The sequence below is a fragment of the Labrys sp. 22185 genome (assembly GCF_052045555.1).
In the GTDB taxonomy this organism is placed as follows: Bacteria; Pseudomonadota; Alphaproteobacteria; order Rhizobiales; family Labraceae; genus Labrys; species Labrys neptuniae.
The window spans coordinates 2,501-28,425 of the sequence record NZ_JBQEPH010000038.1; the positions used below are offsets into that span (position 1 = coordinate 2,501).

Consider the following 25,925-nt stretch of genomic DNA (forward strand, 5'->3'; position numbering starts at 1 on the left):
AGGACGTGGTACGCTGCGAAAAGCTTCGGGGAGCTGCGAACAAGCTTTGATCCGAAGATATCCGAATGGGGAAACCCACTTCCGACAATTGTTATTTTGAGATTGTCTCGAGAGCGCAAGTTCTTGAGCGATCTTGGACTAACAATTGTCAAATGGAGGTACTTTATCCCTGAATACATAGGGGATTAAGAGCGAACCCGGGGAACTGAAACATCTAAGTACCCGGAGGAAAGGACATCAACCGAGACTCCGTTAGTAGTGGCGAGCGAACGCGGACCAGGCCAGTGCTCTTCTTTGAGTTAGCAGAAGCAGATGGAAAGCTGCACATGAGTGGGTGATAGTCCCGTATGCGACGATGATGAGAAGAGACTTGAGTAGGGCGGGGCACGTGAAACCCTGTCTGAACGTGGGGGGACCACCCTCCAAGCCTAAGTACTCCTCAGTGACCGATAGCGAACCAGTACCGTGAGGGAAAGGTGAAAAGATCCCCGACGAGGGGAGTGAAACAGATCCTGAAACCGGATGCCTACAAACAGGTGGAGCCTGCAATGGTGACACCGTACCTTTTGTATAATGGGCCAGCGACTTAGTGAGACGGGCAAGCTTAAGCCGGTAGGTGTAGGCGTAGCGAAAGCGAGTCTGAACAGGGCGTTCAGTCCGTCTTATTAGACCCGAAACCGATGTGATCTAGCCATGAGCAGGTTGAAGGTGGGGTAACACCCACTGGAGGACCGAACCGGTGTCTGTTGAAAAAGCCTCGGATGACTTGTGGCTAGGGGTGAAAGGCCAATCAAACTCGGAAATAGCTGGTTCTCCGCGAAAACTATTTAGGTAGTGCGTCGCACGAATGTTCCAGGGGGTAGAGCACTGGATGGGCTAGGGGGTCTTACCGATCTACCAAACCTAACCAAACTCCGAATACCTGGAAACACTATGCGGCAGACAGACGGCGGGTGCTAACGTCCGTCGTCGAGAGGGAAAAAACCCTGACCACCAGCTAAGGCCCCTAATTCGTGGCTAAGTGGTAAAGGATGTGAGGATCCCATAACAACCAGGAGGTTGGCTTAGAAGCAGCCATCCTTTAAAGAAAGCGTAACAGCTCACTGGTCTAAACAAGGGTCTTTGCGCCGAAAATGTAACGGGGCTCAAGCCACGAGCCGAAGCTGTGGGTGTGCGCAAGCACGCGGTAGCGGAGCGTTCCATAGGCCTGTGAAGGAGTATGCGTGAGCAGCTCTGGAGGTATTGGAAGTGCGAATGCTGGCATGAGTAACGACAAACAGTGTGAGAGACACTGTCGCCGAAAGTCCAAGGGTTCCTGCGTAAAGCTAATCTGCGCAGGGTTAGTCGGCCCCTAAGGCGAGGCTGAAAAGCGTAGTCGATGGGAATGAGGTGAATATTCCTCAACCAGTGGGTAGTGACGGATCTCTTCCGTGGTGTGTTCTTATTGGATTGAGCATGCCATCACGAGGTTCCAGGAAATAGCTCCCACATCAGACCGTACCCGAAACCGACACAGGTGGACTGGTAGAGTATACCAAGGCGCTTGAGAGAACTATGCTGAAGGAACTCGGCAATTTGCCTCCGTAACTTCGGGATAAGGAGGCCTCGTTCGTGGGCAACCATGGGCGAGGGGCACAAACTAGGGGGTGGCGACTGTTTAACAAAAACACAGGGCTCTGCTAAGCCGCAAGGCGACGTATAGGGTCTGACGCCTGCCCGGTGCCGGAAGGTTAAGAGGAGAGGTGCAAGCTTTGAATCGAAGCCCCGGTAAACGGCGGCCGTAACTATAACGGTCCTAAGGTAGCGAAATTCCTTGTCGGGTAAGTTCCGACCTGCACGAATGGCGTAACGATCTCCCCGCTGTCTCCAGCATAGACTCAGTGAAATTGAATTCCCCGTGAAGATGCGGGGTACCTGCGCTTAGACGGAAAGACCCCGTGCACCTTTACTATAACTTTACACTGGCATTCGTGCTTGCATGTGTAGGATAGGTGGTAGGCTATGAAGCCAGGGCGCCAGCCCCGGTGGAGCCACCCTTGAAATACCACCCTTACGATCATGGATGTCTAACCGCGACCCGTCATCCGGGCCCGGGACAGTGTATGGTGGGTAGTTTGACTGGGGCGGTCGCCTCCCAAAGAGTAACGGAGGCGTGCGACGGTGGGCTCAGAGCGGTCGGAAATCGCTCGTCGAGTGCAATGGCATAAGCCCGCCTGACTGCGAGACTGACAAGTCGAGCAGAGACGAAAGTCGGCCATAGTGATCCGGTGGTCCGTTGTGGAACGGCCATCGCTCAACGAATAAAAGGTACGCCGGGGATAACAGGCTGATGATTCCCAAGAGTCCATATCGACGGAATCGTTTGGCACCTCGATGTCGACTCATCACATCCTGGGGCTGGAGAAGGTCCCAAGGGTTCGGCTGTTCGCCGATTAAAGTGGTACGTGAGTTGGGTTCAAAACGTCGTGAGACAGTTTGGTCCCTATCTGGCGTGGGCGTAGGAGAATTGAGAGGATCTGTCCTTAGTACGAGAGGACCGGGATGGACGTACCTCTGGTGGACCTGTTGTGGCGCCAGCCGCAGTGCAGGGTAGCTATGTACGGTCGGGATAACCGCTGAAGGCATCTAAGCGGGAAACCCACCTCAAGATGAGTTCTCCCTCGAAAGCCGTGGTAGACCACCACGTTGATAGGCCGGGTGTGGAAGCGGAGCGATCCGTGCAGCTTACCGGTACTAATAGCTTGATCGGCTTGATCGCTCTCATTTATCAATACTCACGAATGGCCTTGAGCCATATCCTGAGAGGGGCGCCTCTCGCGACATGAAACCATGTCGCTGGCGGCGCTCTTGACGATCCCTTCGGGATCGCAAGGACATCTTGCTTCATTTTTGCTTCGCCGGCCTGGTGGCACTAGCGAGGAGCCTCAACCCGATCCCATCCCGAACTCGGCCGTTAAACTCCTCAGCGCCGATGGTACTATGTCTCAAGACCTGGGAGAGTAGGTCGTTGCCAGGCCTGCAAAGCAAAAATCTCAACAAACCATGACAATCAAACAAATTCCTGCCGCGGGGTGGAGCAGCCCGGTAGCTCGTCAGGCTCATAACCTGAAGGCCGCAGGTTCAAATCCTGCCCCCGCAACCACTGATTCCACGCTATAGCGCGGCATAACGGACGAAACTACAATAAACCCCGCTCAAGCTATCGCTTGGCGGGGTTTTATGTTTTTGGGCCCATTGCCCCACAAGCAAAATCCATCAGTTACAATCGCAGGTTCAAATCAGGGATGTCGTTTCCGCAACCAGTTGCGAAAGCCAGGGACGTGTCGGGGCGGACGCGGCTTCGGGCCGGCCGAGACCATTTGCAGGCCGGCCGAGTGGCAGTTTCTGCTCTGGCCCCGATCGTTATTGCAACCTGTGATTGTTGTTAATTCCATCCCATCGCAAAACGATATATTTTCCTTTTGACTGGTTCTGTAGGTGGAAGAGCCATGGTCGACCAGTTTCGGTATCACCCATAAGAATTTCAATCGCGACGGGCAGAAACAAGGAACGAAGTGCCTTCATCGGTGTTCGGACGCCGAGCCATTCCGAACTATCTCGCTCAGAGAGAATTTCCGATTTGTGGATACTGGCTTGGTGATGCGGCCTTTGGTCCTCTCACCCCTAGTCAGAGGGGCGATCGATCAGTTCGCGATTGCTCGGCCCGCTCCAGGAATGGTCGGATAGCCCCGGTCGGCGCAGGTAAGATACATTCAGCCTCGATGGATGAGCGTGCGATGCATGCTGTTGGGCAATCGATCCTGGCGAGTGAGGTCGTGATCTTCGACCTCTACGGCGATCCTTTGGTACGCATGCGCACCTGGGTCGAAGAACAATGCCGCCTAGTGGAGCGCTATTCCATGCCCAAGTCATAACGGCGGGCATGACAAGAGGGTCGGGGAGCGGCGGAAGTGGTCGAACGCTTCTCCTTGGCGGTCCCGGTGTGAAGCATCGCTGCTTTCGCCATCACGAAGCCAATGGAGGTTTCCATGCTGCATCAAAGTCTGGACGAATTCCGGCTCAAGGCCGACATCCTACCGCTTCAATCCGAGCCCCGGTTGCTGACGCGTGCCGAACGCCGGGAGCGCTGGGCCCAGCTCCTGGATAGGCATGACGTTCCGCTCATACCTTTCCAGCGCATCGAAACCTATTCGAAAACGGCTCGCGGCAGCTTGCGGGTCGACCATGGTCCGGTCGCGCTTGCCTATGATGACCCAGTCCTGCGCGCCGATGGCCTGGCTGGGGATACGTTAGGCGATGCGTGCGCCTATTTTGAACTCAGTCCGGGATTGGCCCATCGTCTGCTGTGCGATTGTCAGTATCGCGGCACGATGACTGGACCGAAGGTTGCGGCCAAGTTGCGTGCAGCGGAGCATGGCGGGATCTTCCGGCACGTCCTGAACTGGGCTTTCCACCGTAATCGGTGATCGGACGACAGCGCGGGCGACAGATGCGCTGCCTGGAAACAAGGCCCCCTCCGCAGATGTCCTGGGGGCTGCCTTCAACTGACATCGATCATGGCCCGGCTCGGGCTTCGGGCATCGACGCTTGAGTTTTTGGTTTGCGCAATGGGCTCAGGCGTGGCTGCTACGGGCTTGAGTGCCGTCCAGTCCGACAAAGCGAGCGCTCGGCTCGGAGGTGATCCAATCGTCGAGCCGGCGGAGCCGGCCCAAAATGAATCCCAAGCGATGTGAAGGAAACGGCATGAGAAAAACGATATGCGCCGCTATGGCGGCTTCGTTGCTCGCCTTGAGCAGTTCGGTCGCCATGGCGGTGACAGCAAGTCAGTCTTCTCCGGAAGGGGGCGCGGCTCCGCGCAATGAAGCGCCAGCCAATGATGCAACACCCGATAGTCAGGCACCGGGTAATGTGCCTGCGCGGATCACCCAGGTGCAGGTCGTCAGCATCAACCAATTGCCGCCGCCTATCCGCAAGGGGGTGAACGAGAAGATTGCTTCGACCAGTCCCGACGATATGCGCCAACTGCGCCAGAGTATCGATCAGACACCCGAACTGTCCCAATCCCTCAAAGACTATGGCGCGACTTCCGCCCAGGTCGTGGCCGTCAATCTCGATAGTGATGGGGTGCTGACATTGATCGTGTCGGCCTGATCATTACCGTTGTTCGTGGGGGAAACCCCGTCAACATACGGAACAACAAGATCGTTCCGCCAAGGCGCGGCGAGATGAAACGCTCGATCGAGGCGGTGATCGGGCACTTCAAACTCTATGCCGAGGAGCATCGCATACTCGCCGGCCAGGTATATACCGCTGTCGAAGCTCCAAAGGGCGAGTTTGGCGACTACCTGGTCTCCGATGGCGGCAATATGCCCTATCGTCGCAAGATCCGCCCACCTTCCTTTGCCATCTGCAAGCGATGGACGAAATCTCACATGGGCATCTGCTGGCCGATATCGCCGCCATCATTGGCTCGCTCGATGTCATCTTCGGAGAGATTGACCGGTAATCCAGGCTCCTTTGAGGTTTCTCAAAAGCACTGCTTCTCAAGCAAATGAAGTCCCGATCCAAGGTCGGGCTTCTTGCCGCAAAACGCTGTTTCGTCAGGCACAGAAACGCTTTTTTGGGGGCGAACCGTCGTTGTTACAAAACTCCCCACAATAAGCTCATATCAGGTGCAGTTTTTCTGCTTTGGTCTTGCCGGTCTTTCGATCGGGCAGGAGTTGATAGGTGATCTTTTGACCCTCGAACAGGGTTTGGATCCCGGCGTCCTCCAAGGCCCTGACATGGACCAAGGCATCCCGTGTTCCATCGTCGGGTGTGACCAAGCGGGTTGTCGGGAGTGCCGCAGACCGTCCATCGAGCTCTCAAGGAAGAAGCTTACCGAAACATACGCGGCCGAAGTCCCTCAGCTCGGCCCGTATAACCTCGTTTGAATCGATTTCATCTGCTCAATCTCTTTACGCTGCCCTTGAGCAATCCGGCTGCATAGATCGACCAGTTCCCGATCTTTGAGGTTCGCCTCACGGCACATCAGAATGGCTCCCGAATGATGTGGGATCATTGACGCGATGAACTGATGATCGCCGACGAGCGCCTGGCTACGGGTTCCTGCAAACGCCGCGGCCAGCAGAACGGCCAGACCGAAATAAAGGGCAACGTTCAGTCGCGTGTTCCTGTACATGCTGCCCATGGTCGCCAGCATGATGATTCCCATGGGAGCTACCATGGTCAGCGCCATGTATACGGTGTTAAGGTTGTTGCGAAAATCGCTCCAGCTATCGATCATCGAGAACATCACGAAATACATGATCGCCAGGCTGAGCGCCATGTTGGCAGCAAACATGTAATAGTGATATGAAATCGGGCGCGCTCTGGAGTGTTTCTCACGCTCTTTCGTGGAAAACATTTGTTTTATTTCCCTCGTTGATAGTTTAGGTGCCGAGAGAGGTTCGTAGAAAAAAGTCTATTATTTATTCGCATATTTAAATATTTGTACGAAATGCACCTTCTGCAGCCGCAGCTGTCCCACATTGGTGCATGCCATAGGGCCCCGATTGGCCTTCTATATCAACGGCGCGAGCGAAAGCCTTTCTCCCGAGTGCAGGAAGTTGCTGCAGCATGCAATGAACAAACTGCGCTGGGCGATGAAAGGCCAACCAAAAGCTGGCATGCTCAAGGAGCGCGATCGGTCAACGCTCTTGCGCCTTCTTGCTCGGCGAAGGGCGCACAACAGTAGACGACATCGCCCTGCTCGACGCCATGCCCGACTATGCGGACTTGGCAATGTGGACAGATAGGAGCGAGCTTCTGGACCGCGCATTCGAAGCTGTCGAATGTATAGGTTCGTTCTCCCAAATATAGCTGAAAGGCCTTGCCGTAGTCATTGCCACATTGATGGCACTTCGCCATAGGTGGCCTCCTTTTGATATCAATTCCACATCGAGGCTTGCCATTGATTGCGCTTACTGCCTGATAGCGGTCGTGAGGCTCGGCCTTCGATAGAAAATACGGGGGTCCACCGAAGCGGACCCCGCGGTGGAAGTTACGCCGCGTTCTTGTTGATGCTGGAAGTCGCGAGCTTGCTGAGGAGCGCGTCTGTCTTGATCTCCTCCTGCAATGTTTGGTCCAGAAGCTTGGCCGCATCAGTCAGACCCAGTTGCGCTGCCCAGGTCTTGAGGGTGCCATACCGCGAGATCTCGTAGTGTTCGACAGCTTGGGCCGCTGCCGTTAGGCCAGCATCGAGAGCAGGCGCTCCCTTGAACTCTTCCATCACCTCTTTGCCTTCGTCGATGATGCCCAGAATGGCGTCACAGGTCTTTCCACGGGCCGGCTTTTCGAGCATCTCGAAGATTTGCTGCAGCCGATCGACATGGCCCTCGGTTTCTTCGCGATGCGTCTCAAATGCTTTTGTCAGCTCCGGCGACTGAGCTTCCCGCGCCATCTTGGGCAGCGCGCGCAGAATTTGCTTCTCGGCATAATAGATGTCTTTCAGGGTCTCTAAAAAGAGGTCCTTGAGTTCTTTAGCCATGTTGATTGACCTTGTTCAGCTGGAGTTCACGATCTTGCGTGCGAGCCGATGCCGGTGGAAGTTGCATGGAGCGGCAAGGACGCGACCGACCCAACACCGAAGGTCGCCAATCGTTCCGCTTGCAACAGCCTTGGCCGACCACGCGTCAGCGCACCCGCAGCCTTGCTCGGCCGATGATGAAATCGGCCGAGGCGCAGCGGCCCCGTTGCGGTCAGTCCGATACCGGCAACCAAACCGCTCACGGCTAGTCGCAGCACTGTTCCTGAAGCCAAATGGGCTGAGATGAAGGTGCTTGTGCTCGGCAGGTCTCACACGTCAAATGTGTCGGAAAGATAGGGAACAACCATCGGTGGCCGTGCTTTGGGACGGTGCGAACCTCAATATCGAAGCAATAGAGGTATCCGATGAGAACCAGATTGTTCGTAACGGTCGCTGCTGCGGCGCTCACCGCCGTACTCGCCACCGGCACTGGCTTCGCGCAGGATGAAATCTTGCCCAAACGCCAGCAACCGCAACAGGCCCCGGCGATGCAACAGGAGCCTGCCAACAAAATGGAGGTGCCCGGCAAAAAGCCGAGGCAGTCCGAGCAGGAGCTGAATGTCGACCAGCCGCGCAAGAAACCAGCCGCCCAGACTGAAGATCCTGGCGCGAACCCCGCCAGCGATGCCGATCAGGCCAAGTCCGCTGAGCGCAAGCAGACCGATAGGGCAAGATGCTCGGCCGCAGACGCCAATTGCACGCCTTCAAAATCTCAAAAGACAGGCGATGAGCAGCCTTCGAAGAGGTTGAAGCCCGGGAAAAACCTCGATCAGTCGCAGCCTGAAGAACAGCCCGTGCGGCAGAAGACTCGCCCCGCTGACGAGAGCGCTCCGCAACCGGCCGAACAATCCAAGCCGGAACGAAAACAGCCATTGCAGGACAATGCAGGTCCCGTGATGCCCGGGGCGAAACCAAGCCAACAGACGGGGGAGACCCGGCCAGGTGGCACCGATGTGGATGTCGTCGGAAGCCTCAATGTTCCGAAGGAAAAAGCCAGCCGAGTGCGCGACATGCTGTTCCGCTCCAGCGAACGCAGCAATGTCGACATCGACGTCAATATCAATGTCGGCCGGACGTTGCCCGCTCGCGTGCGCCCCAGGCCGCTTCCGCCCGATATCGTTGAAATCGTCCCGGAATATCGCAGTTATGACTATGTTGTCGTTCGCGATGAAATCGTCATCGTGGAGCCACGTTCACGCAAGGTGGTCGAAGTCATTCGCAAGGGCGGAGGGGCCACTCACGCCCGCGCAACCAGCAAGATCAGGTTGACGGCCGAGCAGCGTCGGATCATCCTCGACTATGCCCGGGAACGTCACGCCGCCAAAGTGGAGCGCAGCTTCGACGCGCAATCGGGCGTCAGCGTACCAGCTGAGGTTGAATTGGCGCCGATGCCGGATGCCATTGTGACCGAGGTGCCCGTCGTCAGGAGCTACGATTTCTTCGTCGACCAGAATGACGATGTGGTGCTGGTCGATCCCGGCAGTCGCGCCGTGGTCGAGGTGATCCAGTAAGGTCGCATTCTTCCCGCTGCGCACTTGCCATCGGGCGCAGGAGGCTTTGATCCGTCTCCTGCAATCACAACCAGAAGGCGTGCAGCAGTCTCGTTGGCGACCGCTGCATGCTGGAGCGTCTCAACGTAGTAGGAGCCTGGTTTCCGCCCTCCTGCTGATTGCGCTCGTGCCGACGGGATCCAATCGTTTTCGATACCGTTTGGCGGGTCTGGGTTCCTGTGCGCAATCGGGAACGACCTTCCTGCGATGAAGTTCGGCAAGGGGGGCGCTTCGGGCAATGGCGGAGATCACGAAGCGTCGGCGCGATCACGAGTGAGCGCAATCAATTGTTTGCGCGTGAGACATGCCAGCGGGAGCAGGATCGCGAGACCTCCTTTCACAATGGCTACCCTCGGCAAACCCAGGTAAATCTCAAGGAGCTTTCCATGGATATCGCCATCGACAAGGTTCGCGCCCTGATCGTCGAAGCACGCCGGCTCGACGTCAAGGACGGCGACAACGACCCGCAATCGGGTTCCGATGCCATGGATGACCGCAATGTCGATGCCCTTTCGGCCAGTGATCCCGACGAGGCGAGCGAACATGAATTTCGAGGCATGATTGCCGGCCTGAATATCGATGAGCGCGCCGACCTGCTTGCGCTTGTCTATGTCGGACGTGGCGACTTCGAAGCCGGCGAATGGGAAGCGGCCCGCGCCCTGGCGCTCGAACGCGACGCGGCCTCTCTTCATCTGGGAAATTACCTGGTTGCCACTCCCAACCTGCCCGACTTGTTGGGCGAAGGATTGGCGGCCATGGGACAGGGGCTCGATGACGAAAGCCACGGATCGGAAGAAGCAGCTCCGAGGAGTGGCGTCGAGATTCATCGCCTCAAGCGCTCGGAGCGCTGAAGTTCGGCGGGGTAGAGAACGGCCGCGATGGCCCTTGCGCTGACTTGGTGCATCTGCGGTGCAACGTGTGGGAGCGAAATCGCTCCCGCTGGCTTTCCCGACATGGCAAGCGTCTTGGGAGGAGAGAGCCGGAGAACCCGAAACGAGAGGCGCTCAAACCCGATCCTTGCCCGATGCTCTTGCCGTGGAAAGGCGCAAGCACCGGGCCGAACGTTCAGGAACAAACGCCCCAAGCTTGAGTTCGGCATAGGGTTTTTCGAGAAAGGATGGAGCACGATGGCCGCATCGACGATGGAAAGCAGTGAACGGGCAATTTCTCGCGATCGACTTGCAGAATTGCTGAACGAGGACCTTTCCCGCGAATATCAGGCGGTCATTGCGTATGTCGTGTACTCTCAGGTGATTAAAGGCGCCGAGTATATGAGCATCGCGGAGCAGTTGGAGGCTCACGCCCACGACGAGCTGAAACACGCGCTCATCCTCTCCCGACAGATTGACTATCTTGGCAAGATGCCCACCGTCGTGCCGAAACCGGTTCGGACATCGGAGGATGCGCGCGAGCTGTTGCGATACGATCTCGATAATGAAAATGAGACGGTTCGCAATTACCGCGAGCGGGTGCGCCAGTGCGAGGCACTGGGTGAGTTCGCTCTTGCCGAACAGATCCGGCAGATCCTCGTCGATGAGCAAGATCATCAGATCGACCTGGCGACCGCCTTGGGTGAAGGCGTTCCCGACATGAGCAAACCCTTGAAGAAATGACGTGCCGATCACCGTGCGCTCCCTTGTTGGAAGCCAGGTGCTGGCCCGGAAGGCCAGAGCTGTGCTCAAGGCTACCGCCGGTGCTGCAAGTTTGCGAGGCGGAGTTTTTTTAGGAACAGTCCGCCAGTATGGCGGTTATGAGCGGCCAATACTTAGAGGAGGCCGAATATGGACCATAGTACCCACGTCAGACTCGCCGCCAGTGAACTTACGCCGGAGCTTTTGGAAGGAGCGACGATCTATGGGCCGGACGACGAGAATATCGGGAGTGTCTCCCACGTTCACGGAGTGGGTGGAGATACGGTTGTCGTCATCGATGTCGGCGGCTTCCTGGGAATCGGTGCCAAGCCAGTGGCGGTGAGCGCTGCCGCCCTTGATTTCATGCGGGACGAGGATGGCGAAGTCCATGCGGTGACTTCATGGACAAAAGATCAGCTTAAGGAAATGCCGGAGCACCGCGACTGAGACCGGGGGCGTTTGAAAAGGCTTGGCGCTAGAGATGTATCTCGCAGCAGGTGTCCTCGCTTTTCAATAAAAATATAGAATACCGAAGGTCGGGTGGATTGAGGCCCGGCCTTCGGTATATTTGCGCAAAATTTTCGTAAGTATGGTTTGAAATTACTAATATAGATCGGAACATTTATTGAAGAGATGGCGTTTATATCGGAAGCAATTGATCTTCGGTTTTAATTGATTTCTGGATCTCGATGAACAGCGCGCGGTTTTCTCATTTTTCTGCTCCATCGGCATGTCCGATGCCGCAGGAGAATTTGCGTCCTGCGATTATTGCCATCCCGGCCTGCAACGAGGAAGACAGGATCTCGCGCTGCCTTTCAGCCTTGGCAGTCCAGCGTGACGATCGGGGGCAACGCATTCCCTTTGCCAGCTATCAGGTGCTTGTCTATGCCAACAACTGCACGGATGGTACGGCAGCAAGGGCGGCGGGGATTGGCGAGCAAACCGGCCTTAGCCTGGAAGTTATCAGCGTTCTCCGCTCACCGGAATTGTCTTCCGCCGGTCTTGCGCGCAAGGCGATCATGGATATTGCAGCCGACCGGCTAGAAACGGCCGGTTTATCGGCAGGGATCCTTTTGACGACAGATGCCGACAGCATGGTCTCGCCATTGTGGCTCGCAAATAGCTGGCGTGAATTTTCAAGGGGCGCCGATTGCGTCGCGGGCTATATCGACGCCGACCCGCACGAATTCGTGGAACTGGGTCTCAATTTTCAACAGCGTGGCTTCCTTGAAGAGCACTATCACGCGCTCGTCGCCGAGATTTTCGCGCTGCTAGACCCACGCCCCCATGATCCGTGGCCCAATCACCAGGTCAGTTCGGGTGCCAGTCTTGCCGTGACTTTGAGGATGTACCGTGCAATCGGCGGCCTGCCGGCCAAGCCGTCAGGCGAAGATGCCGCCCTTGCGCTCGCCGTCGAGTGCTTGGGCGGGAAAGTGCGCCATTCCATGGATGTGTGCGTAACGACCTCCTGCCGACTGGAAGGCCGGGCCATGGGGGGCGCGGCGGATGCCATGAGACAACGTCATACCGAGCCCGACGCGCCCTGTGACCCCGAACTGGAATCCGTTTTCACCGTAACGAAAAAGGCCTGGCTGAAGGGGCATCTGCGTCGATCGAGCGACATTGGCTTCATGGAAAAGTCGGCCATCCTCGCGACATTGGGGCTGGAGGTGACAAGGGTTGAGAGCTTGCTTGCAACCCTTCGTCGGTCGTGTTTCGAGGTTTTCTGGCAAGAATTATGCTCTGCAAGTACTGATCTGCGTTATGGCAGGCCACTGAGGCCGTCGATGCTTGCGACCGAGATCGGCTGGGCCGAAATGCTACTGAGCTTCCTTCGATCCCAATCTAATCCGCTCGAGGCGATAGACCTGCTGATGGAGGATCGAGTGACGTTCGAGGCAAGGTTGCAAGGCGCTCACGAATAGCCGGGCGGCCGTCTCACCGCTCAAGGGATAGTTCGTCGGACCGAGCCAGTGACAGAGTATTATGTCGGCGGAGGAGTTGGTATGGGCGCGACACCAGCCTGCAAGCGCCAACAGATCCCTAGCGTCCAGATAATACAAGACCTCCGACAATATGATGAGATCGAATGGTCCTTCGGGCAGCCCATTGGGCGCGGCAGAAACATGGAAGTACACGTTGTCCAAGGCCGCGCATGCGATCCTGGCCTGTTCGATAGCGGTCGGCGACAGGTCGACGGCATCGAGCGATTCACAGCGAGCGGCCAAACGCGCAGTCAACACGCCGATCGAACAGCCGACCTCGATTGCTTTTGCGTAACGGGTGCGCGGAAGGGCTTGCAGTGTGGCCTGGTATTTCTGGTCTTCATATTCGCTCGTCGAAAAATTCCACGGATCGGGATTGGACTTATAGAGCGTCTCGAAGTACGCCCGGCCCATTGTATGCCGATGTCTCATTGTTGGCTCCGGATAAAATATTCCGTCGGCTGGAGAAAACGATGGAGTTTCTCCGCACTGAACGTAAAGCCCTGCGGGTCATCGTCGATCAACTTGGTCATTTGTGAAGCGTGTGCAGCAATCGCCCGGTGTTTCAGATCGATCCAAGGCGAAATATCGAACCGGAATCCATCAGGAGAAGGTCTGTCCATCGGTTCCGAGTCCGGAAGATACCAACCCCAGATCGGATAATGCCACACGAGAAGGCCCGGTATGGACCGGCCGATGGCTCCGGCGATCCTTGCTGCGGCCAGGTGATCACAATGCGGATCCTTGTCCCAGGTGACGAAAAGACTGGTCGAACCGCTCCTCGTCACCAGCTCGGACAGGCGTTGCACGGTCTGGTCGAACGATGTGCCCGACATTGGGGCGGCGGTATCCGGCAACCCGAAATGGACAATGTTTGCCGGCGACAGCCCAAGGATTGCCAGGCCCGATTGGCATTCCTGCCGCCGTAGCTCGATCAGCCGCTCCTTCGGAAAGCGTTTCGAACTGGGATGAGAACCCGCGCCGTCCGTCAAGACAACCACGCTCACATGGATGCCCGCTTCCAGGCATGCCGCGATCAGGCCGCCCGTACCCAGGGCTTCGTCATCCGGGTGAGGGGCCAGGATGGTCACGCTGCCCCCGCCGAGATTTTCGAGCCCGGCATAGGGCAGCTTGGTCAACTGGTCGAGATAGGCGCTAATTTGCATTGGCGTCCCACATGTCACGGACTGGGACTTCGGCAGCCAGTGCAAATCTTGCCGCATCCGCCATCGCAAGATCGGGAACCGGTTGCCTCAGATAGGTTCTCAAATCGCGCGATATCCGCTCGATCGGATCCGGACGCATGAAGGACGCCAACCCGATGCCTCGCTGGATGACCTCCATGACATCCAGCGCGGCGCGTTCGGTGACGCCTCTGGTCAAGTTGGATAGGGCGACGCAGCTCTCGGCATCATGGGAACTGAGCGCAAGGTGACGGGCTGCCGCCTTCGTCCAGTAAGCGGTGCTTCGAGCCGCGGTGATGCAGGTGGCGACCCGCTGAAGCTGATAGGGATCCTCGCCCCGCCGGCGTGCCCGCAATTGGGCGATAAAGAGGTCGATCAGCCGTTCGATGGCGCCGAGATGGACAGCGCAGAAGCGCCAGGCTCCACCCGAAAAATAAGGCTGGCGCATGAAGTCACCCGGCTCGCCGATCAGGTTGTCGTCACCGATGACGATTCCGGACAAGTCGACCGACCCGGTCGCACTCGACCGCATACCCTGGGGGGTCCACCTCGACAGATCTATGCGCGCGTCTTCGCCCTCAAGATCCAGGAGAACGATGCGTTGGCCTTCCTCGCTGCTCGCCGTAACCAATGGCTTCAGGAGAAAGCCCGAGCCCGAGGCGAGGATCTTGCCTCCCTCCAACTGCCACCTTCCCTCGTGGCGCTTGATGCACAAGGGCTTGTTGCCATCCGCCCCCCACACGCCCGTCATCGCTCCGCGCCTTATGCCTGCAGCGAGGTCTTCGAATTGTCGGGAGGTTCCGTAGCGCCGAACAAGCTCGATTGCGTTGCAATGGCCTTCGAACAATCGTCCGATCGACAGATCCGCTGCCCCGAATGCGCGAAGGGCCTCGTGCAGGAGCAGCCATTGCGAGCTTTGGAGAAGGCCTTGTCCTGCGTGATCCGGCGGAAGCGGTGCTACCAAGATGCCGGCTTCGCGCAAGGCTGTCGTCACCGCCGGACTAAGATGCGAGGCCTCGTCCGCCTCTGCCGCTCGCTCCTCGCATAGCCTGGCAAAGCCGGAAAGACGATCCGACCAGATACCGTGTCGTTTGCCCCAGCCTGTCTCGTCGCCCAGTTTCGTGGCCGTATTCGCCCTCATGGGTATTGTTCCTCGCCACTATTCCTGGCTTGCAACAATCGGCAGCGCTGAATCGTTCCAGCTCCGAGCCGTCAGCAGAAGAAGTATCGCCCCACGCCGCTTCCAACAATCGTTCCTGGAACAAAGCAAACGACCCATGGTTTGGCCCATTATTGGCGTGGATCGCCGGTCAGATTGCAACGGACAGAACCTATGCCCCGTGATGAAACGCTGGTTGATCTGTCGAACGGATTGCCTCTGTCATCCCTCGAGGATGGACGGCCATTTTTCGGTCGGGTCGAGGATGCACCTGTCTACGTGCTTTCGAGGAAATCCTCTATCGTTGCCTATAGCGCAGTCTGCAGTCATCTCGGCGGCCCACTGCAAGACGGCCTTGTCGACGGGCCTTATATTCGCTGCCCTTGGCACCATGCGTGCTTTGATCTCGATAGTGGGAAGGCTCTTGCGGCGCCTGCCTTCAATGCTCTTCAACGCTACGGCGTGGAAGTACGAGGCGGCATGGTCAAGGTCAGCAAACAGCGACAGGTCGCCAAACCGCAGCATGCTCCGCCGTCGCGTTCGGCTTCCGATCGGGGCAGATTCGTCATCATTGGTGGGGGAGCAGCCGGTTTTGCCGCGGCCCATGCGTTGCGCGCGAAGGATTGGCGTGGCCGCATCCTGATGTATTCGGGTGATGGTGAGGCACCCTACGACCGTACTTTGCTGACCAAGGATTATTTGGACGGGCACTTTGGGGACGACCGTCTCGAGGTTGCCAAGAATGCACTCGGCAAGCTTGATGTCGACTTAGAGCTGCGGGTCAATGTAGAGGCATTGGAGCCGGCTAACAATGCTCTGCACCTTGCTGATGGGCGAAGGCAGATCTACGACAAGCTGCTATTGGCGACGGGCTCTGCTCCCAAACGCCTCGACATATCGGGCGCCGACGGCCCGAATGTCTTTGTGCTTCGAACGCTCGCCGATTGCCGCCGCATTCTGAATGCGGCGTCCCACGCCCGCCGCGCCGTAATCGTGGGCGGCAGCTTCATCGGGCTCGAAGCCGCGGCATCCCTGACAAGTCGTGGAATTTCGGTGGCAGTCGTGGTTCCCCAGTTCCATCCCATGGAAAAGCTGCTGGGGCGCGCTCTGTCGGATCTGATCACCCAAACACTGTCGGCGAAGGGGGTTGAGTTTCATTTCGGACGCAAGCCAGCCAGGATCGATGGCAATTTGGTGATGCTCGACAATGGCGACAGCCTGGAAGCCGATTTCACGCTCGTCGGTATCGGTGTAACCCCGAACATCGAGCTCGCCCGCTCCGCCGGCATCGCGGTCGACGAAGGCGTGGTGGTCGACAAGTATCTGCGCACGTCCGACCAGAACATCTATGCCGCGGGCGACATCGCGAGTTGGTCTTATGAAAGCGATAGGCAAAGGATCCGGACAGAGCATTGGGTGGTTGCCCAAAGGCAAGGCCAGGAAGCAGCGGCCAATATGCTGGGGGACGAACGCCCCTTGCGATTGGTGCCCTTCTTCTGGAGTAAATTTTTTGATCTTTCATTCCGCTATATTGGCCACGCCCGGACATGGAACAGGGTGACCGTCGAAGGAGATCTGCGGCGGCGGGATGCTGTGCTGCGATACAGCATGGACGGCAGAGAGGCCGCCGTGGCTACCATCGGCAGGGACCTTGATTGCCTACGCCTGGAAAGAGAGTTCTACGCACGGCTTGGAGAGGATGGCGGCGAACGAATTCGTCGTCCGAACGGCCGCCGCATCGCTTCCTAGCAGGCTGGGAGATTGTGGGGTGGTCATGGCGAGCCCAGCATGTCCGATCCGACAATGACTCGGCCCGCTATCGGGCAGCCTATTGGGTAGTCGATCTCGCGCGGCGTTCTGCATCGAGGACATCCGATATCTGGCCCTTTTGCTCGACATGGGCGCTGAAGCGATCGACCCATGCATCGAATGTCGCCAAGGCCTGCTTCTCATTGACGAGGCTGTCGGCCTGATCGTCCGAATAGAGCCGACCTGCACCGATTGCGGCGCACCGCCAGAGGCAATCCGGCACCTCGATGCCTGAATACCGGCATTGCCAAACCAAGGCCTGATAGGCCTCTCTTTCGTTTCTATAGGGCTCTTCGTCTGGCTCAAACCACTCCTTGCGTTTGACGAGCTGCGGCCGGCCGTCAGGCCCGAGATCCCTGGCTCCCAGGTCGCTGTAGCAGAAAAAGGCAGCGGTTCGGCCTTCGAGATGGTTGCGGGTGAGCTCATGCCAGTGGGGCGATCGTTCCAGTGCCTGCGCTAACAGGGTGTTCTTCTTTTCGATCAAATCGGGCCTGGGATTTCCGCCATTCATGCAGACGAGACGATCGAACAGCAGTTTGAACGAAGTGGTGGGGCCGTACCAATTGATCGGCCCGATGAAGGCCCAGGCATCCGATCTCGCCAGACGCTCGTAGAGGTGCAGATTCCACAAGAGGTCAGGCTGGTGATCGCTGTCGGGCCCATAGCAATTGCAGGGCCAAACGCAAAGCGCCATCGAGGAACTGACGCAACCATTGCATGCCTGGATCTTGGGCCTGCCGTGCTCGTTACCCAGGTCCTCGAGATCGACCTGCCATCCGAGCGGCATGCGCGCGGCCATGCGATGCATCAGCGCCCTGGCCTTCGAGTCCAGACCAGGGCGGCTGTTCATCCGCCGTTGCGATCCCGCAATCAGCAAAACTCTGAATGGACGATGGTCGCTTGATCGAGGCTTCAGGCGTTGTTCGTCGTCGGGAATATTCACCAGTTCCTGGCCTGCCGGGGACGTCACGACGATCTTTTGTCGAACCATCTAGAGCCTCCCGGGTTTGCTCGGGCGATGAGGCAGTTTCTTGTCGATCTCGGCACGTTGGATGCTCGGTTCGCCAGCCTCTTCGTTGAGGTTCGTATCCCGATCGACGATGAGACCGGCCTTGCCTGCAACATCGGTTGCGGCTGCCGATACCCGATCTTCGGCCTCGCGTTCCGCCTGAGCCCAGTGCTCGATGGCTTTTCCAATGGGGCGACCTGCTGCCTCCCAGATCTGATAGGCGCGCTCCTGAATGCGTTCGTCGCGTCGTTTCTGCATCGCTCAACCAACTCCTGATGACGTGGGCCGGTACCTAACGTCGGTGTGCAATCTTGGTTTCACGCCAGGGTGCTGGGTGCTGCTCAACGATGCGTGTCTCCCCGCCGAAGAGCCGAGCCTGACTTTTTTGCAGGGCGTTGGTCGTGACAGGTGATGAGAAATCTCTGGCCAGCGTGTATTCAGTCTGAAAGATCGATCAGCGCAATGCCCAGTTCCGCATGTTTGCGACGGCGCAGATTGACTGGAGTCTCGACGAGCGTCACCTCAAGGGTGGGATGTACGACCCCGTCGAGAAAATGTCCGCCACGCGTGGTGCCATCCGACAGGCCGAGAACGGCATGGATATGCAGACTCGGCTTGCCGTCCTCGCCTTCGGCAAGATCGCCCAGAAGGCTCAGGACTTCGCATTGCTGATCGACGGCAATCCTGCGGTAGGTGCGGCCGCCGAAGTCGAACCAGCCGACCGTCGCCCCGCTGAAGGCGCCGATCGCCGTCAGCGACGCACCGCCGATATTCTCGCGCCTGGCGAAATCGGTAATCGTGGCAAAAGCCTCTTCACCGTCCTCGAGGACCAGGACGAAAGTCGTTTGCCTCGTGCCACTCGAGAGTTTTTTTGATTTCATCGAGACCTCTCTCGGGCTTGACCCACTCTCGATCGAGCTTCGGCCGTTATTGCTGCCACCCTTTTTTCGAAGGGCGGGTGGTAGCACCGGATGCAAGCCGGCATCATCGACATCTGCCGGCCCTGTCAGATCTCGCGGTCGGAACGTACTCTGCGCGAATGGTGCGCATTACTTCTTCCATCGCCCTTCATATTTGAATGGCGGGGCGGCCTTGAGTTGGTCCTTTGAGGCCTCCATCTTGGCGGACCATTTCTTGTCGCTGTCGGAATAGTTGACCTTCACGCTTGCCGGCGACACGACGACGTAGTGCTCGCCGATACCCAGGAACCCGCCGACAGAAACCACATAGCCAGTGAGCTGGCCATCGGAAATCACCAGATCCTTGATCTCGCCGATATTTTCCTCTGCCGCATTGTAGATGTTCAGCCCGATCACGTTGCTGCTGAGCACGTCCGTCGGCTTGGCGGTGATGAAAGTCTGTGTGGTCGTCGTTGTCGCTGTTTGCGAAAGCGCCGGGGTTGCCAGCAACGGAATGATGGTGGCTGCCATCAACAGTCTGCGCATTGGTATCTCCTCGCGATATGTTTTCAAGGAGCCTTCCGAACCTCGGGATGCGCGAGAAGTTCCGTTGCGTATGGTGCTGGCGTGGTGGTTTTTTCCTGCCTCCTACTTGCTGCCAACCTCGGAGCTCCGGGAATCATTCATTCCACATCGCCTGCAATGTCGACGGTCAGCGATGGTCCCACTTCTCCGGTCCCATCGTCTCCGGCAAGCTGAACACGGCATCGCACGAGTATTCGTCTCAACTGGACCCGATCCGCTGCTTCAACTGTGCCGGATGGCCGCTCGACGCCGATCGACCCACATCATGATCGGACCTGACGACATGCCGTGCAGCAGCACCGAGGCAAGCACAACGAACGAGGTCAGCGCCAGCAAGTGCTGCATCTCAGCCGGGCGGCCATGGCCGCTGGCATAGGCCATATAGTAGAGTGTTCCCAATCCTCTTATGCCGAAGAAACAGATCAGGCCACGGGCAACGGCCGAGAGCCCAAGTCGGGCTAGGCTGAACCAGGCCACGATCGGGCGAATGACCAGCAAGATCGCAAGACCGATAGCACTGTCACGCCAAGTCAAGCCTTCAAGGCCTCCGGCTGCAATCGTGCCTCCGAAGATGATCATCACAACGACCATGAGAATGCGCTCGATCTGTTCCGAAAATCCTTCCAGATCCGAATGGCAGCCGTGGCCACGATCGCTGGCTCTCAGGGCGACGGCAGCCACGAAGACAGCGATGAAGCCGTTGCCGTGCAGCAATTGGGTGACCGCGTAAACGATAAAGGTCATCCCCACTGCAGCCAATCCGTCCCCTGTTTTCGACAACTCGACACCGGGTAACCTGAAGCTGAGCCAGCCGAAGAAACGGCCGATGGCCAGACCGACACCGGCACCGCAGGTCAGCTTCCAGAATACTTCATAGGCCAACCAGCAAAGCCACTCGGGGTCTCCTCCGGATCCCGCCAAGGTTAGCGCCAGCACGACGAAAGGGAAAGCCAACCCGTCGTTGAGACCTGCTTCGGTGGTCAAGCTGAACCGGGCCTCGCCTCCCTCTTCCTGTCCTGGGGCGCCGACCTGAACGTCGGCAGCGAGCACGGGGTCGGTTGGGGCCAGAGCCGCTGCGAGCAAAAGGGCGGCCGCCCAGGATAGACCGCCCATTGTCCGGCCCAATATGGCAATGGCCGCAATGGTCAACGGCATGGCAAGGGTCAGCATTCGCGCGGTCACGCGCCATTGGTGCCAATGAAAATAGCGCTCGATGCGCAGTCCACTACCCATCAAGGCAATCAGGATGACGAATTCGGTAAGATGCTCGAAGCTTCGCCGGTTGAAGATCACTTCAGGGGGCGGGACGGCCCAGCTTCTGGGATAGGCAAAATACCCAATGGCCAGGGCGATGATCGGTAACGACAAAGGCAGACGCCTCAGTACGAGAGGAAGCCAAGCCGTGAGAAGAACGACAATACCAAAGCCGAGCGGTAGAACCGTCATCGGATCGAGTAATTGCCACATGCCTATGACGCTCCCTCGTCTCTGAGGTTATTGCGGCGCTGCGCAAGGGGTGACTGAAAGTTGCAGGCCTTGCGGTTGCGAAGCAGGCCTTGCCATCCCGGTACGGCCTAGCCGGTATCCCGGGGAACCGGAGACGCCGAGCCGAGGCGCTGAGCAGCGTCCTCCCCCCATTGAGGGAATGTGATATCTCGAGAACGCTGCGGCCCGGCCGAATTGCCCAGGGGACGAAAGGCATCGGTCGGGTCGCTAGGTCAGCGATTTTCCGCATCGCTGACCCACGAAGGCGTCGGACCCTTCGTGCCTGCCTAACCGGCGTTGTCCCGTCCAGTTCCACACTAATCGGCATAGTTCTCTGGTTTTGATCAGGCAGCCCGAAATTGCTGGCCTGACATGCAAATCGCAGCCTGAGGAACCAATGACATTGAGAGCAGTTTGGGGGCCTCCAACGCCGGCTGAGGCTGACCGATCGACGTGTCCGCTTGATTACTCCGGTGGGATGGAGGGCCTGAACCAGGATGTTTCGTCGCCACCTTTCTGAAGGCGCACGCAAGGAGGAGTTTTTCATGACCATCGAGAGCAGGGAATATGCCAACCTCATCGGCAGCGACAAAGTTGAAGGCACGGCCGTTTACGGCGCCGACGGAGAAAAAATCGGCTCGATCGAGCGTGTCATGATCGACAAGAAGACAGGGCAAGTCTCCTACGCCGTGTTGGGGTTTGGAGGTTTCCTCGGCATGGGAACCGATCACTATCCGCTCTCTTGGAACACGTTGACTTACAACACCGATCTCGGCGGCTATCAGACGAATTTGTCAGAGGACCAACTCAAAAGCGGTCCGAAATACAGTTCCGAAAGTGACTGGGATTGGGACAACCCAGATCGCCCCAGGGCGGTGGATGCGTATTATGGCGGCCTCTGGGGTGGCAATCCCCTGGACCCGAGGCTGGACCAACGTCCGTAGCCCTCTTTGCCGGCCATGAAGCCGGAACACCGGTGCCGGCTTCACCCTATCCGATGTCGAGGCGGAGAGCTTGTTCTCTTACCGCCTCGAGGAAGAGGCAATGAGCCATCGAGCAGGCTGGCGTGGAAAAGGCCCGCGAAGTTCCGCGAGGCCGTGGTGACGATTGCAGCAGAAATCTCCTGGCGCGGCAGGCGTCCGCTGACGGACGGCTGGTTGGGAGCAAAATCTCGGAGATAGCAGCATGGCTAAGAAGGCCAAAAACGGGATAGCGAAGATCCACGAGCAATCGCTGCAGCGCGGCAATGGCGGTGAGCTGCACCAAATTGCGGAGGGCGATAGGGCCCGTTTGACAACCGCCCAGGGAGGTCCGGTCGCGGATGACCAGAACAGCCTCAGGGTCGGCGAACGCGGTCCAACCCTTCTCGAAGACTTCCATTTCCGGGAGAAGATCTTCCATTTTGATCATGAACGCATTCCAGAGCGTGTCGTCCATGCCCGTGGATATGGGGCGCACGGCTACTTCGAGACCTACAAATCCCTCTCGAAGTATACGCGTGCCGACCTGTTCCAGCGGCCTGGCGAGAAGACGCCGGCCTTTGTGCGGTTCTCGACGGTCGCCGGCTCCAAGGGCTCGTTCGACCTGGCTCGTGATGTCCGCGGCTTCGCGGTGAAGATTTATACCAAGGAAGGAAACTGGGATCTCGTTGGCAACAACATCCCGGTCTTCTTCATCCAGGACGCCATCAAGTTTCCGGATGTCATTCACGCGGTGAAGCCGGAGCCGGACCGTGCCTTTCCGCAGGCCCAGTCGGCGCATGACAATTTCTGGGATTTCATCTCGCTGACGCCGGAATCCATGCACATGATCATGTGGGTGATGTCCGACCGGGCGATCCCGCGATCATTCCGCTTCATGGAAGGCTTCGGTGTTCACACCTTCCGCTTTCTCGATGCCGGGGACAAATCCACCTTCGTCAAATTCCTCTGGAAGCCGAAACTCGGCCTGCAATCGGTCGTCTGGAACGAGGCGGTGAAGATCAATGGCGCCGATCCGGACTTTCACCGGCGCGATCTCTGGGACGCGATTTCGTCCGGGAATTTCCCCGAATGGGAACTTTGCGTGCAGCTCTTCGATCAGGCATTCGCAGACAGCTTCGACTTCGATGTGCTGGATCCGACCAAGCTCATACCGGAGGAAGTCATCAAGCCGATGCCCGTGGGAAGACTGGTGCTGGATCGGATGCCGGACAATTTCTTCGCCGAAACCGAGCAGGTCGCCTTCATGACGCAGAATGTGCCGCCGGGGATCGATTTTTCGAATGATCCCCTGCTGCAAGGCCGCAACTTTTCCTATCTCGACACCCAGCTCAAGAGGCTGGGAAGCCCGAATTTTACCCATATCCCGATCAACGCCCCGAAATGTCCGTTCGCACATTTCCAGCAGGATGGGCATATGGCCATGCGCAACCCGGTGGGCCGCGCCAACTACCAGCCGAATTCGTGGGAGCAGGGGCCGCGAGAAGATCCCATCCGTGGCTTCCGCTCCTTCCGCGAGGCCATCGATGCACCGAAGGTCCGCCTGCGTGCCGAGAGCTTTGCCGATCACTATAGCCAGGCACGGCAATTCTATATCAGTCAAGCGGCTCCCGAGCAGGAGCACATCGCAATGGCGCTCACCTTCGAACTGAGCAAGTGCGAAAATCCGCTCATCCGCGAGCGGATCGTCTCGCATCTGCTGAATATCGACGAAAGGCTCGGCGCGAGCGTCTCAGGCAAGCTTGGAATTGCCGAAATGCCCAAGCCGGCCGATGCGGCTGTCGTACCGCGACGGGATCTCCCGCCGTCGCGAGCCCTCAGCATCGTCCGGAACGGACCCCCAAGCTTTGCCGGCCGCAAGGTTGGTGTTCTGGTCGGCACTGGATCCGACACCGTAATGCTTGAGGCGTTGCGGGCCGCACTTGCAAAGGAGGGCGCGGTTCTGGAGGTGGTCGCCCCCAAGGTGGGCGGCGTAAAGGCCAGGGACGGGAGCCTCATTCCAGCAAAACACATGATCGATGGCGGTCCCTCGGTCCTTTTCGACGCCGTAGTTCTGCTGTTGTCGGACGAGGGGGCGGAAGCGTTGACAGCCGAGGCGGCCGCCCGAGATTTCGTGGCGGATGCGTTTGCACACTGCAAGTTCATCGGCTTCAGCAATGGCGCCGAGGCCCTGTTGCTCAAATCCGGTGTCGCCCTCGATGCTGACGAAGGCCTCGTTTATCTCACCGATACGGGATCGATCGCCCGTTTCGTAAAGGCTTGCCGTCAGCTACGCCTTTGGGCTCGCGAAGCAGGCGTCAAACTCTGAAGAGTGCGACCGGATGGCTGCGCAGGGCCTTGTCCACGGACCGCTCGGTCCCAACTGCCTTCACCTTTGCGTTGACATGCAACGCCTGTTCGGGCCCGGCTATCCATGGGCGGTGCCCTGGCTTGAGAAGGTAGTGCCGGTGATAGAGATCCTCTGTGCACATCACGCGGCCCAAACGATCTTCACCAGGTTCATACCGGCGCCCCGGGCCGGAGAGGGGAGGGGAAGCTGGGAACGCTATTACCGCAAATGGGCTTGCGTCACCCTGGATGCAATCGGCCTTGATGCCATCAGGCTGGTCGCGTCACTTGAGCGCTTCGTTCCGCCTGGCAAGGTCCTGGATAAGGCGGTCTATTCGCCCTGGACGGAGGGACATCTCGACAGGGTTTTGATAGGCACTGGCATAAACACCATCGTCATCTCAGGCGGGGAGACGGACGTATGTGTTCTGGCGACGGTCCTGGGGGCAATCGACAGAGGGTATCGCGTCGTGCTCGCGATAGATGCTCTCTGCAGCTCTTCGGATGAGACGCATGACGCTCTCATGCGGCTCTACCTCACCCGATTTTCCGAACAGATCGAGGTATCGAGCAGCGAGGAAATTCTGGAAAACTGGCGGTGACAAGGCCAGAATCGCGTAAACAACCGCGACATCGTCCCGGTTTGAAGCGAAAACGATATTCTCCTCAGGGTTGAAATTCATCGATGGCATGACTATCTTTCGTCTGGAAAGTGGTGTGATCGAGTTGGCGTGATTTGATACGCATGTGACCTTTCGCCCTTTCAAATATCCACATTTGGCCGGCTGGGAACTTACCCCAACGGGGCTGCGTTCAGCGTAGGACGCTATGCGCTCCCAACCGTTCATTTCACCGGAACGGGCCGGTAGAGAGCCCTCTTCCAGGGGCGCGTGGATCTCAGCAATTTTCACAAACAGGGCATCGGCTTCACCTTGAAGCTGCCCGACGGGAAATCATGAAGAACATCATCAATCGAAATTCAATGGCGGGAGAGCAACCCCGCCATATCAAGAATTCAACTACCCCGGCTCTGCCAAAAACCAAGAAAGCCTGGCAACCGGAGCCTTGCGGCCTTAGCCGCGAGGAACTGCGCAAAATCGTTGCCGACCAGCTCGGTTGATCAAATCAGGACGGCGTCACCTAGTGACCCAGGACTTCGATGAACACGAACTATAATCTTACAAACGCGATATCCGGAAATCGATCCCAGCGAATGGCGCCCTCCGGCGGCGCAAAGCACAAGACCTCCCGCAATGCGCGCGAGAACTATGAATCCTATCTGAGACTGGCTCATGCCGAGGCTATGGCGGGAGACCGGATCAGCGCTGAAAACTACTATCAGCATGCAGAGCATTATCTGCGAACCATGCGGGCCACTTCCCAAGCCAAGCCAAACTGACCTCCTCCCCCAAAGCGGTAGAAATGCCGGGAGGAGGCGGGAACAGCAGCCTCTCGTCGTAGTTCGGAGGGGGTGAGGTCAAACACGCCCTGTGCCATCCGACAATTGACCTTGCAGAGTAGAGTCCGGTGGTCCGGCTCCTCGCCGTTGATCTTCCCTGAAGATGCGGGAGCCGGATCGCTCAGCTTGGTAGCGTCCCCCTATAGGCGGCTCCTGCGCGGCTGCGGCACGGACCGTGCGATCTATCGTCGATCTTTGCTGAACGAGATCCACCGACTTAATCGGGAACCGCCAATCCGCATCTTTGTTCGTCGGTTGATGGGAGGCGCCTCTGTCGCATCCCGTGCAAACAGAT

The 25,925-nt window shown here is 58.0% G+C and carries 25 protein-coding genes, 1 tRNA gene, 2 rRNA genes and 1 pseudogene (1 of these 29 cut by a window edge); 18 read left to right on the forward strand and 11 right to left on the reverse strand.

The window, feature by feature from the left end:
• From ACTJKX_RS33710 to ACTJKX_RS33740, 7 genes and pseudogenes are all read left to right on the forward strand, one after another.
• Positions 1–2,758: ribosomal RNA gene (locus tag ACTJKX_RS33710) — 23S ribosomal RNA — on the forward strand (it extends 53 nt beyond the left edge of the window).
• A gap of 143 nt (positions 2,759–2,901) precedes the next feature.
• Positions 2,902–3,016, forward strand: a 5S ribosomal RNA gene (gene rrf, locus ACTJKX_RS33715).
• Positions 3,017–3,065: 49 nt separating this feature from the next.
• A tRNA-Met gene (locus tag ACTJKX_RS33720) sits at positions 3,066–3,142 on the forward strand.
• A 634-nt stretch (positions 3,143–3,776) separates the two neighbouring features.
• Positions 3,777–3,914 carry a hypothetical protein gene (locus ACTJKX_RS33725; RefSeq protein WP_440727963.1) on the forward strand — a complete coding sequence of 46 codons (138 nt, stop codon included), beginning with the start codon at positions 3,777–3,779 and terminating at the stop codon, positions 3,912–3,914.
• Positions 3,915–4,028: 114 nt separating this feature from the next.
• On the forward strand, positions 4,029–4,466 hold the full coding sequence (locus tag ACTJKX_RS33730) for a hypothetical protein (protein ID WP_440727964.1): 438 nt from the start codon (positions 4,029–4,031) through the stop codon (positions 4,464–4,466).
• A gap of 277 nt (positions 4,467–4,743) precedes the next feature.
• Positions 4,744–5,151 (forward strand): hypothetical protein, encoded by a 408-nt coding sequence (locus tag ACTJKX_RS33735; protein WP_440727965.1) that lies wholly within the window; start codon positions 4,744–4,746, stop codon positions 5,149–5,151.
• 44 nt (positions 5,152–5,195) lie between these two features.
• Positions 5,196–5,506, forward strand: a pseudogene (locus ACTJKX_RS33740) (NADH-quinone oxidoreductase subunit D); the annotation flags it as partial.
• 157 nt (positions 5,507–5,663) lie between these two features.
• On the opposite strand, the gene ACTJKX_RS33745 reads toward ACTJKX_RS33740, so the two are convergent.
• The 3 genes from ACTJKX_RS33745 to ACTJKX_RS33755 all read right to left on the reverse strand — a co-directional run bounded on the left by ACTJKX_RS33745 (position 5,664) and on the right by ACTJKX_RS33755 (position 7,528).
• Positions 5,664–5,825, reverse strand: a complete 162-nt coding sequence (locus ACTJKX_RS33745; protein ID WP_440727966.1) for a cold-shock protein — start codon at positions 5,823–5,825, stop codon at positions 5,664–5,666.
• Between the two features lie 80 nt (positions 5,826–5,905).
• Complete coding sequence (locus tag ACTJKX_RS33750; protein ID WP_440727967.1) at positions 5,906–6,406, reverse strand: DUF305 domain-containing protein; 501 nt, start codon at positions 6,404–6,406, stop codon at positions 5,906–5,908.
• 636 nt (positions 6,407–7,042) lie between these two features.
• Positions 7,043–7,528: a YciE/YciF ferroxidase family protein gene (locus tag ACTJKX_RS33755; protein ID WP_440727968.1), complete on the reverse strand. Its 486-nt coding sequence runs from the start codon at positions 7,526–7,528 to the stop codon at positions 7,043–7,045.
• A 416-nt stretch (positions 7,529–7,944) separates the two neighbouring features.
• On the opposite strand from ACTJKX_RS33755, the gene ACTJKX_RS33760 reads away from it, so the two are divergent.
• From ACTJKX_RS33760 to ACTJKX_RS33780, 5 genes are all read left to right on the forward strand, one after another.
• Positions 7,945–9,078: a DUF1236 domain-containing protein gene (locus ACTJKX_RS33760; RefSeq protein WP_440727969.1), complete on the forward strand. Its 1,134-nt coding sequence runs from the start codon at positions 7,945–7,947 to the stop codon at positions 9,076–9,078.
• A 425-nt stretch (positions 9,079–9,503) separates the two neighbouring features.
• A complete protein-coding gene (locus ACTJKX_RS33765; RefSeq protein ID WP_440727970.1) occupies positions 9,504–9,968 on the forward strand; it encodes a DUF3775 domain-containing protein in 465 nt (154 codons plus the stop codon).
• 276 nt (positions 9,969–10,244) lie between these two features.
• Complete coding sequence (locus ACTJKX_RS33770) at positions 10,245–10,730, forward strand: ferritin-like domain-containing protein (RefSeq protein ID WP_440727971.1); 486 nt, start codon at positions 10,245–10,247, stop codon at positions 10,728–10,730.
• A gap of 168 nt (positions 10,731–10,898) precedes the next feature.
• Entirely contained in the window at positions 10,899–11,195 is a 297-nt protein-coding gene (locus tag ACTJKX_RS33775) for a PRC-barrel domain-containing protein (RefSeq protein WP_440727972.1), read from the forward strand.
• A gap of 242 nt (positions 11,196–11,437) precedes the next feature.
• On the forward strand, positions 11,438–12,673 hold the full coding sequence (locus tag ACTJKX_RS33780; protein WP_440727973.1) for a glycosyltransferase: 1,236 nt from the start codon (positions 11,438–11,440) through the stop codon (positions 12,671–12,673).
• Here ACTJKX_RS33780 and ACTJKX_RS33785 read toward each other — a convergent pair.
• From ACTJKX_RS33785 to ACTJKX_RS33795, 3 genes are read right to left on the reverse strand one after another with little or no spacing between them, the layout of a single operon-like run.
• Positions 12,569–13,165: an SAM-dependent methyltransferase gene (locus ACTJKX_RS33785; RefSeq protein ID WP_440727974.1), complete on the reverse strand. Its 597-nt coding sequence runs from the start codon at positions 13,163–13,165 to the stop codon at positions 12,569–12,571. The two genes, ACTJKX_RS33780 and ACTJKX_RS33785, sit on opposite strands and share 105 nt — an antisense overlap.
• Positions 13,162–13,899: a PIG-L deacetylase family protein gene (locus ACTJKX_RS33790; protein WP_440727975.1), complete on the reverse strand. Its 738-nt coding sequence runs from the start codon at positions 13,897–13,899 to the stop codon at positions 13,162–13,164. Before ACTJKX_RS33790 ends, ACTJKX_RS33785 begins: the two co-directional genes overlap by 4 nt.
• Entirely contained in the window at positions 13,889–15,058 is a 1,170-nt protein-coding gene (locus ACTJKX_RS33795; RefSeq protein ID WP_440727976.1) for an acyl-CoA dehydrogenase family protein, read from the reverse strand. Before ACTJKX_RS33795 ends, ACTJKX_RS33790 begins: the two co-directional genes overlap by 11 nt.
• A 192-nt stretch (positions 15,059–15,250) precedes the next feature.
• Here ACTJKX_RS33795 and ACTJKX_RS33800 point away from each other — a divergent pair, with 192 nt between their 5' ends.
• Positions 15,251–16,825 carry an FAD-dependent oxidoreductase gene (locus tag ACTJKX_RS33800; protein ID WP_440727977.1) on the forward strand — a complete coding sequence of 525 codons (1,575 nt, stop codon included), beginning with the start codon at positions 15,251–15,253 and terminating at the stop codon, positions 16,823–16,825.
• 79 nt (positions 16,826–16,904) lie between these two features.
• Here the strand turns inward: ACTJKX_RS33800 and ACTJKX_RS33805 are convergent, their stop codons facing one another.
• The 5 genes from ACTJKX_RS33805 to ACTJKX_RS33825 all read right to left on the reverse strand — a co-directional run bounded on the left by ACTJKX_RS33805 (position 16,905) and on the right by ACTJKX_RS33825 (position 20,845).
• Entirely contained in the window at positions 16,905–17,828 is a 924-nt protein-coding gene (locus ACTJKX_RS33805) for an NAD(P)H-dependent oxidoreductase (protein ID WP_440727978.1), read from the reverse strand.
• A 48-nt stretch (positions 17,829–17,876) separates the two neighbouring features.
• Positions 17,877–18,152 (reverse strand): DUF2934 domain-containing protein, encoded by a 276-nt coding sequence (locus tag ACTJKX_RS33810; RefSeq protein ID WP_440727979.1) that lies wholly within the window; start codon positions 18,150–18,152, stop codon positions 17,877–17,879.
• 179 nt (positions 18,153–18,331) lie between these two features.
• Positions 18,332–18,775 carry a PPC domain-containing DNA-binding protein gene (locus ACTJKX_RS33815; protein ID WP_394315152.1) on the reverse strand — a complete coding sequence of 148 codons (444 nt, stop codon included), beginning with the start codon at positions 18,773–18,775 and terminating at the stop codon, positions 18,332–18,334.
• A gap of 168 nt (positions 18,776–18,943) precedes the next feature.
• Positions 18,944–19,339, reverse strand: coding sequence for a PRC-barrel domain-containing protein (locus ACTJKX_RS33820; protein ID WP_394315114.1), 396 nt, complete (start codon positions 19,337–19,339; stop codon positions 18,944–18,946).
• Between the two features lie 261 nt (positions 19,340–19,600).
• Positions 19,601–20,845 (reverse strand): cation:proton antiporter, encoded by a 1,245-nt coding sequence (locus ACTJKX_RS33825; RefSeq protein WP_440727980.1) that lies wholly within the window; start codon positions 20,843–20,845, stop codon positions 19,601–19,603.
• 563 nt (positions 20,846–21,408) lie between these two features.
• Here ACTJKX_RS33825 and ACTJKX_RS33830 point away from each other — a divergent pair.
• The 5 genes from ACTJKX_RS33830 (at position 21,409) to ACTJKX_RS33850 (ending at position 25,570) form a co-directional block, all read left to right on the forward strand.
• Entirely contained in the window at positions 21,409–21,807 is a 399-nt protein-coding gene (locus ACTJKX_RS33830; protein ID WP_440727981.1) for a PRC-barrel domain-containing protein, read from the forward strand.
• Between the two features lie 241 nt (positions 21,808–22,048).
• Positions 22,049–24,151, forward strand: a complete 2,103-nt coding sequence (locus ACTJKX_RS33835) for a catalase (protein WP_440727982.1) — start codon at positions 22,049–22,051, stop codon at positions 24,149–24,151.
• Between the two features lie 13 nt (positions 24,152–24,164).
• Positions 24,165–24,773, forward strand: coding sequence for a cysteine hydrolase family protein (locus tag ACTJKX_RS33840; protein ID WP_440727983.1), 609 nt, complete (start codon positions 24,165–24,167; stop codon positions 24,771–24,773).
• Between the two features lie 353 nt (positions 24,774–25,126).
• Positions 25,127–25,291, forward strand: coding sequence for a hypothetical protein (locus ACTJKX_RS33845; protein ID WP_440727984.1), 165 nt, complete (start codon positions 25,127–25,129; stop codon positions 25,289–25,291).
• A 39-nt stretch (positions 25,292–25,330) separates the two neighbouring features.
• Positions 25,331–25,570, forward strand: a complete 240-nt coding sequence (locus tag ACTJKX_RS33850) for a DUF4167 domain-containing protein (protein WP_440727985.1) — start codon at positions 25,331–25,333, stop codon at positions 25,568–25,570.
• Positions 25,571–25,925: the final 355 nt, after the last annotated feature.

Coding starts and splice junctions, on each gene's coding strand:
- ACTJKX_RS33790 (WP_440727975.1), bottom strand. CDS start 13,899: ATGCAAATTAGCGCCTATCTCGACCAGTTGACCAAGCTGCCCTATGCC.
- ACTJKX_RS33785 (WP_440727974.1), bottom strand. CDS start 13,165: ATGAGACATCGGCATACAATGGGCCGGGCGTACTTCGAGACGCTCTAT.
- ACTJKX_RS33765 (WP_440727970.1), top strand. CDS start 9,504: ATGGATATCGCCATCGACAAGGTTCGCGCCCTGATCGTCGAAGCACGC.
- ACTJKX_RS33770 (WP_440727971.1), top strand. CDS start 10,245: ATGGCCGCATCGACGATGGAAAGCAGTGAACGGGCAATTTCTCGCGAT.
- ACTJKX_RS33725 (WP_440727963.1), top strand. CDS start 3,777: ATGCATGCTGTTGGGCAATCGATCCTGGCGAGTGAGGTCGTGATCTTC.
- ACTJKX_RS33735 (WP_440727965.1), top strand. CDS start 4,744: ATGAGAAAAACGATATGCGCCGCTATGGCGGCTTCGTTGCTCGCCTTG.
- ACTJKX_RS33845 (WP_440727984.1), top strand. CDS start 25,127: ATGAAGAACATCATCAATCGAAATTCAATGGCGGGAGAGCAACCCCGC.
- ACTJKX_RS33815 (WP_394315152.1), bottom strand. CDS start 18,775: ATGAAATCAAAAAAACTCTCGAGTGGCACGAGGCAAACGACTTTCGTC.
- ACTJKX_RS33800 (WP_440727977.1), top strand. CDS start 15,251: ATGCCCCGTGATGAAACGCTGGTTGATCTGTCGAACGGATTGCCTCTG.
- ACTJKX_RS33750 (WP_440727967.1), bottom strand. CDS start 6,406: ATGTTTTCCACGAAAGAGCGTGAGAAACACTCCAGAGCGCGCCCGATT.
- ACTJKX_RS33820 (WP_394315114.1), bottom strand. CDS start 19,339: ATGCGCAGACTGTTGATGGCAGCCACCATCATTCCGTTGCTGGCAACC.
- ACTJKX_RS33775 (WP_440727972.1), top strand. CDS start 10,899: ATGGACCATAGTACCCACGTCAGACTCGCCGCCAGTGAACTTACGCCG.
- ACTJKX_RS33825 (WP_440727980.1), bottom strand. CDS start 20,845: ATGTGGCAATTACTCGATCCGATGACGGTTCTACCGCTCGGCTTTGGT.
- ACTJKX_RS33840 (WP_440727983.1), top strand. CDS start 24,165: ATGGCTGCGCAGGGCCTTGTCCACGGACCGCTCGGTCCCAACTGCCTT.
- ACTJKX_RS33830 (WP_440727981.1), top strand. CDS start 21,409: ATGACCATCGAGAGCAGGGAATATGCCAACCTCATCGGCAGCGACAAA.
- ACTJKX_RS33780 (WP_440727973.1), top strand. CDS start 11,438: ATGAACAGCGCGCGGTTTTCTCATTTTTCTGCTCCATCGGCATGTCCG.
- ACTJKX_RS33835 (WP_440727982.1), top strand. CDS start 22,049: ATGGCTAAGAAGGCCAAAAACGGGATAGCGAAGATCCACGAGCAATCG.
- ACTJKX_RS33850 (WP_440727985.1), top strand. CDS start 25,331: ATGAACACGAACTATAATCTTACAAACGCGATATCCGGAAATCGATCC.
- ACTJKX_RS33730 (WP_440727964.1), top strand. CDS start 4,029: ATGCTGCATCAAAGTCTGGACGAATTCCGGCTCAAGGCCGACATCCTA.
- ACTJKX_RS33795 (WP_440727976.1), bottom strand. CDS start 15,058: ATGAGGGCGAATACGGCCACGAAACTGGGCGACGAGACAGGCTGGGGC.
- ACTJKX_RS33755 (WP_440727968.1), bottom strand. CDS start 7,528: ATGGCTAAAGAACTCAAGGACCTCTTTTTAGAGACCCTGAAAGACATC.
- ACTJKX_RS33810 (WP_440727979.1), bottom strand. CDS start 18,152: ATGCAGAAACGACGCGACGAACGCATTCAGGAGCGCGCCTATCAGATC.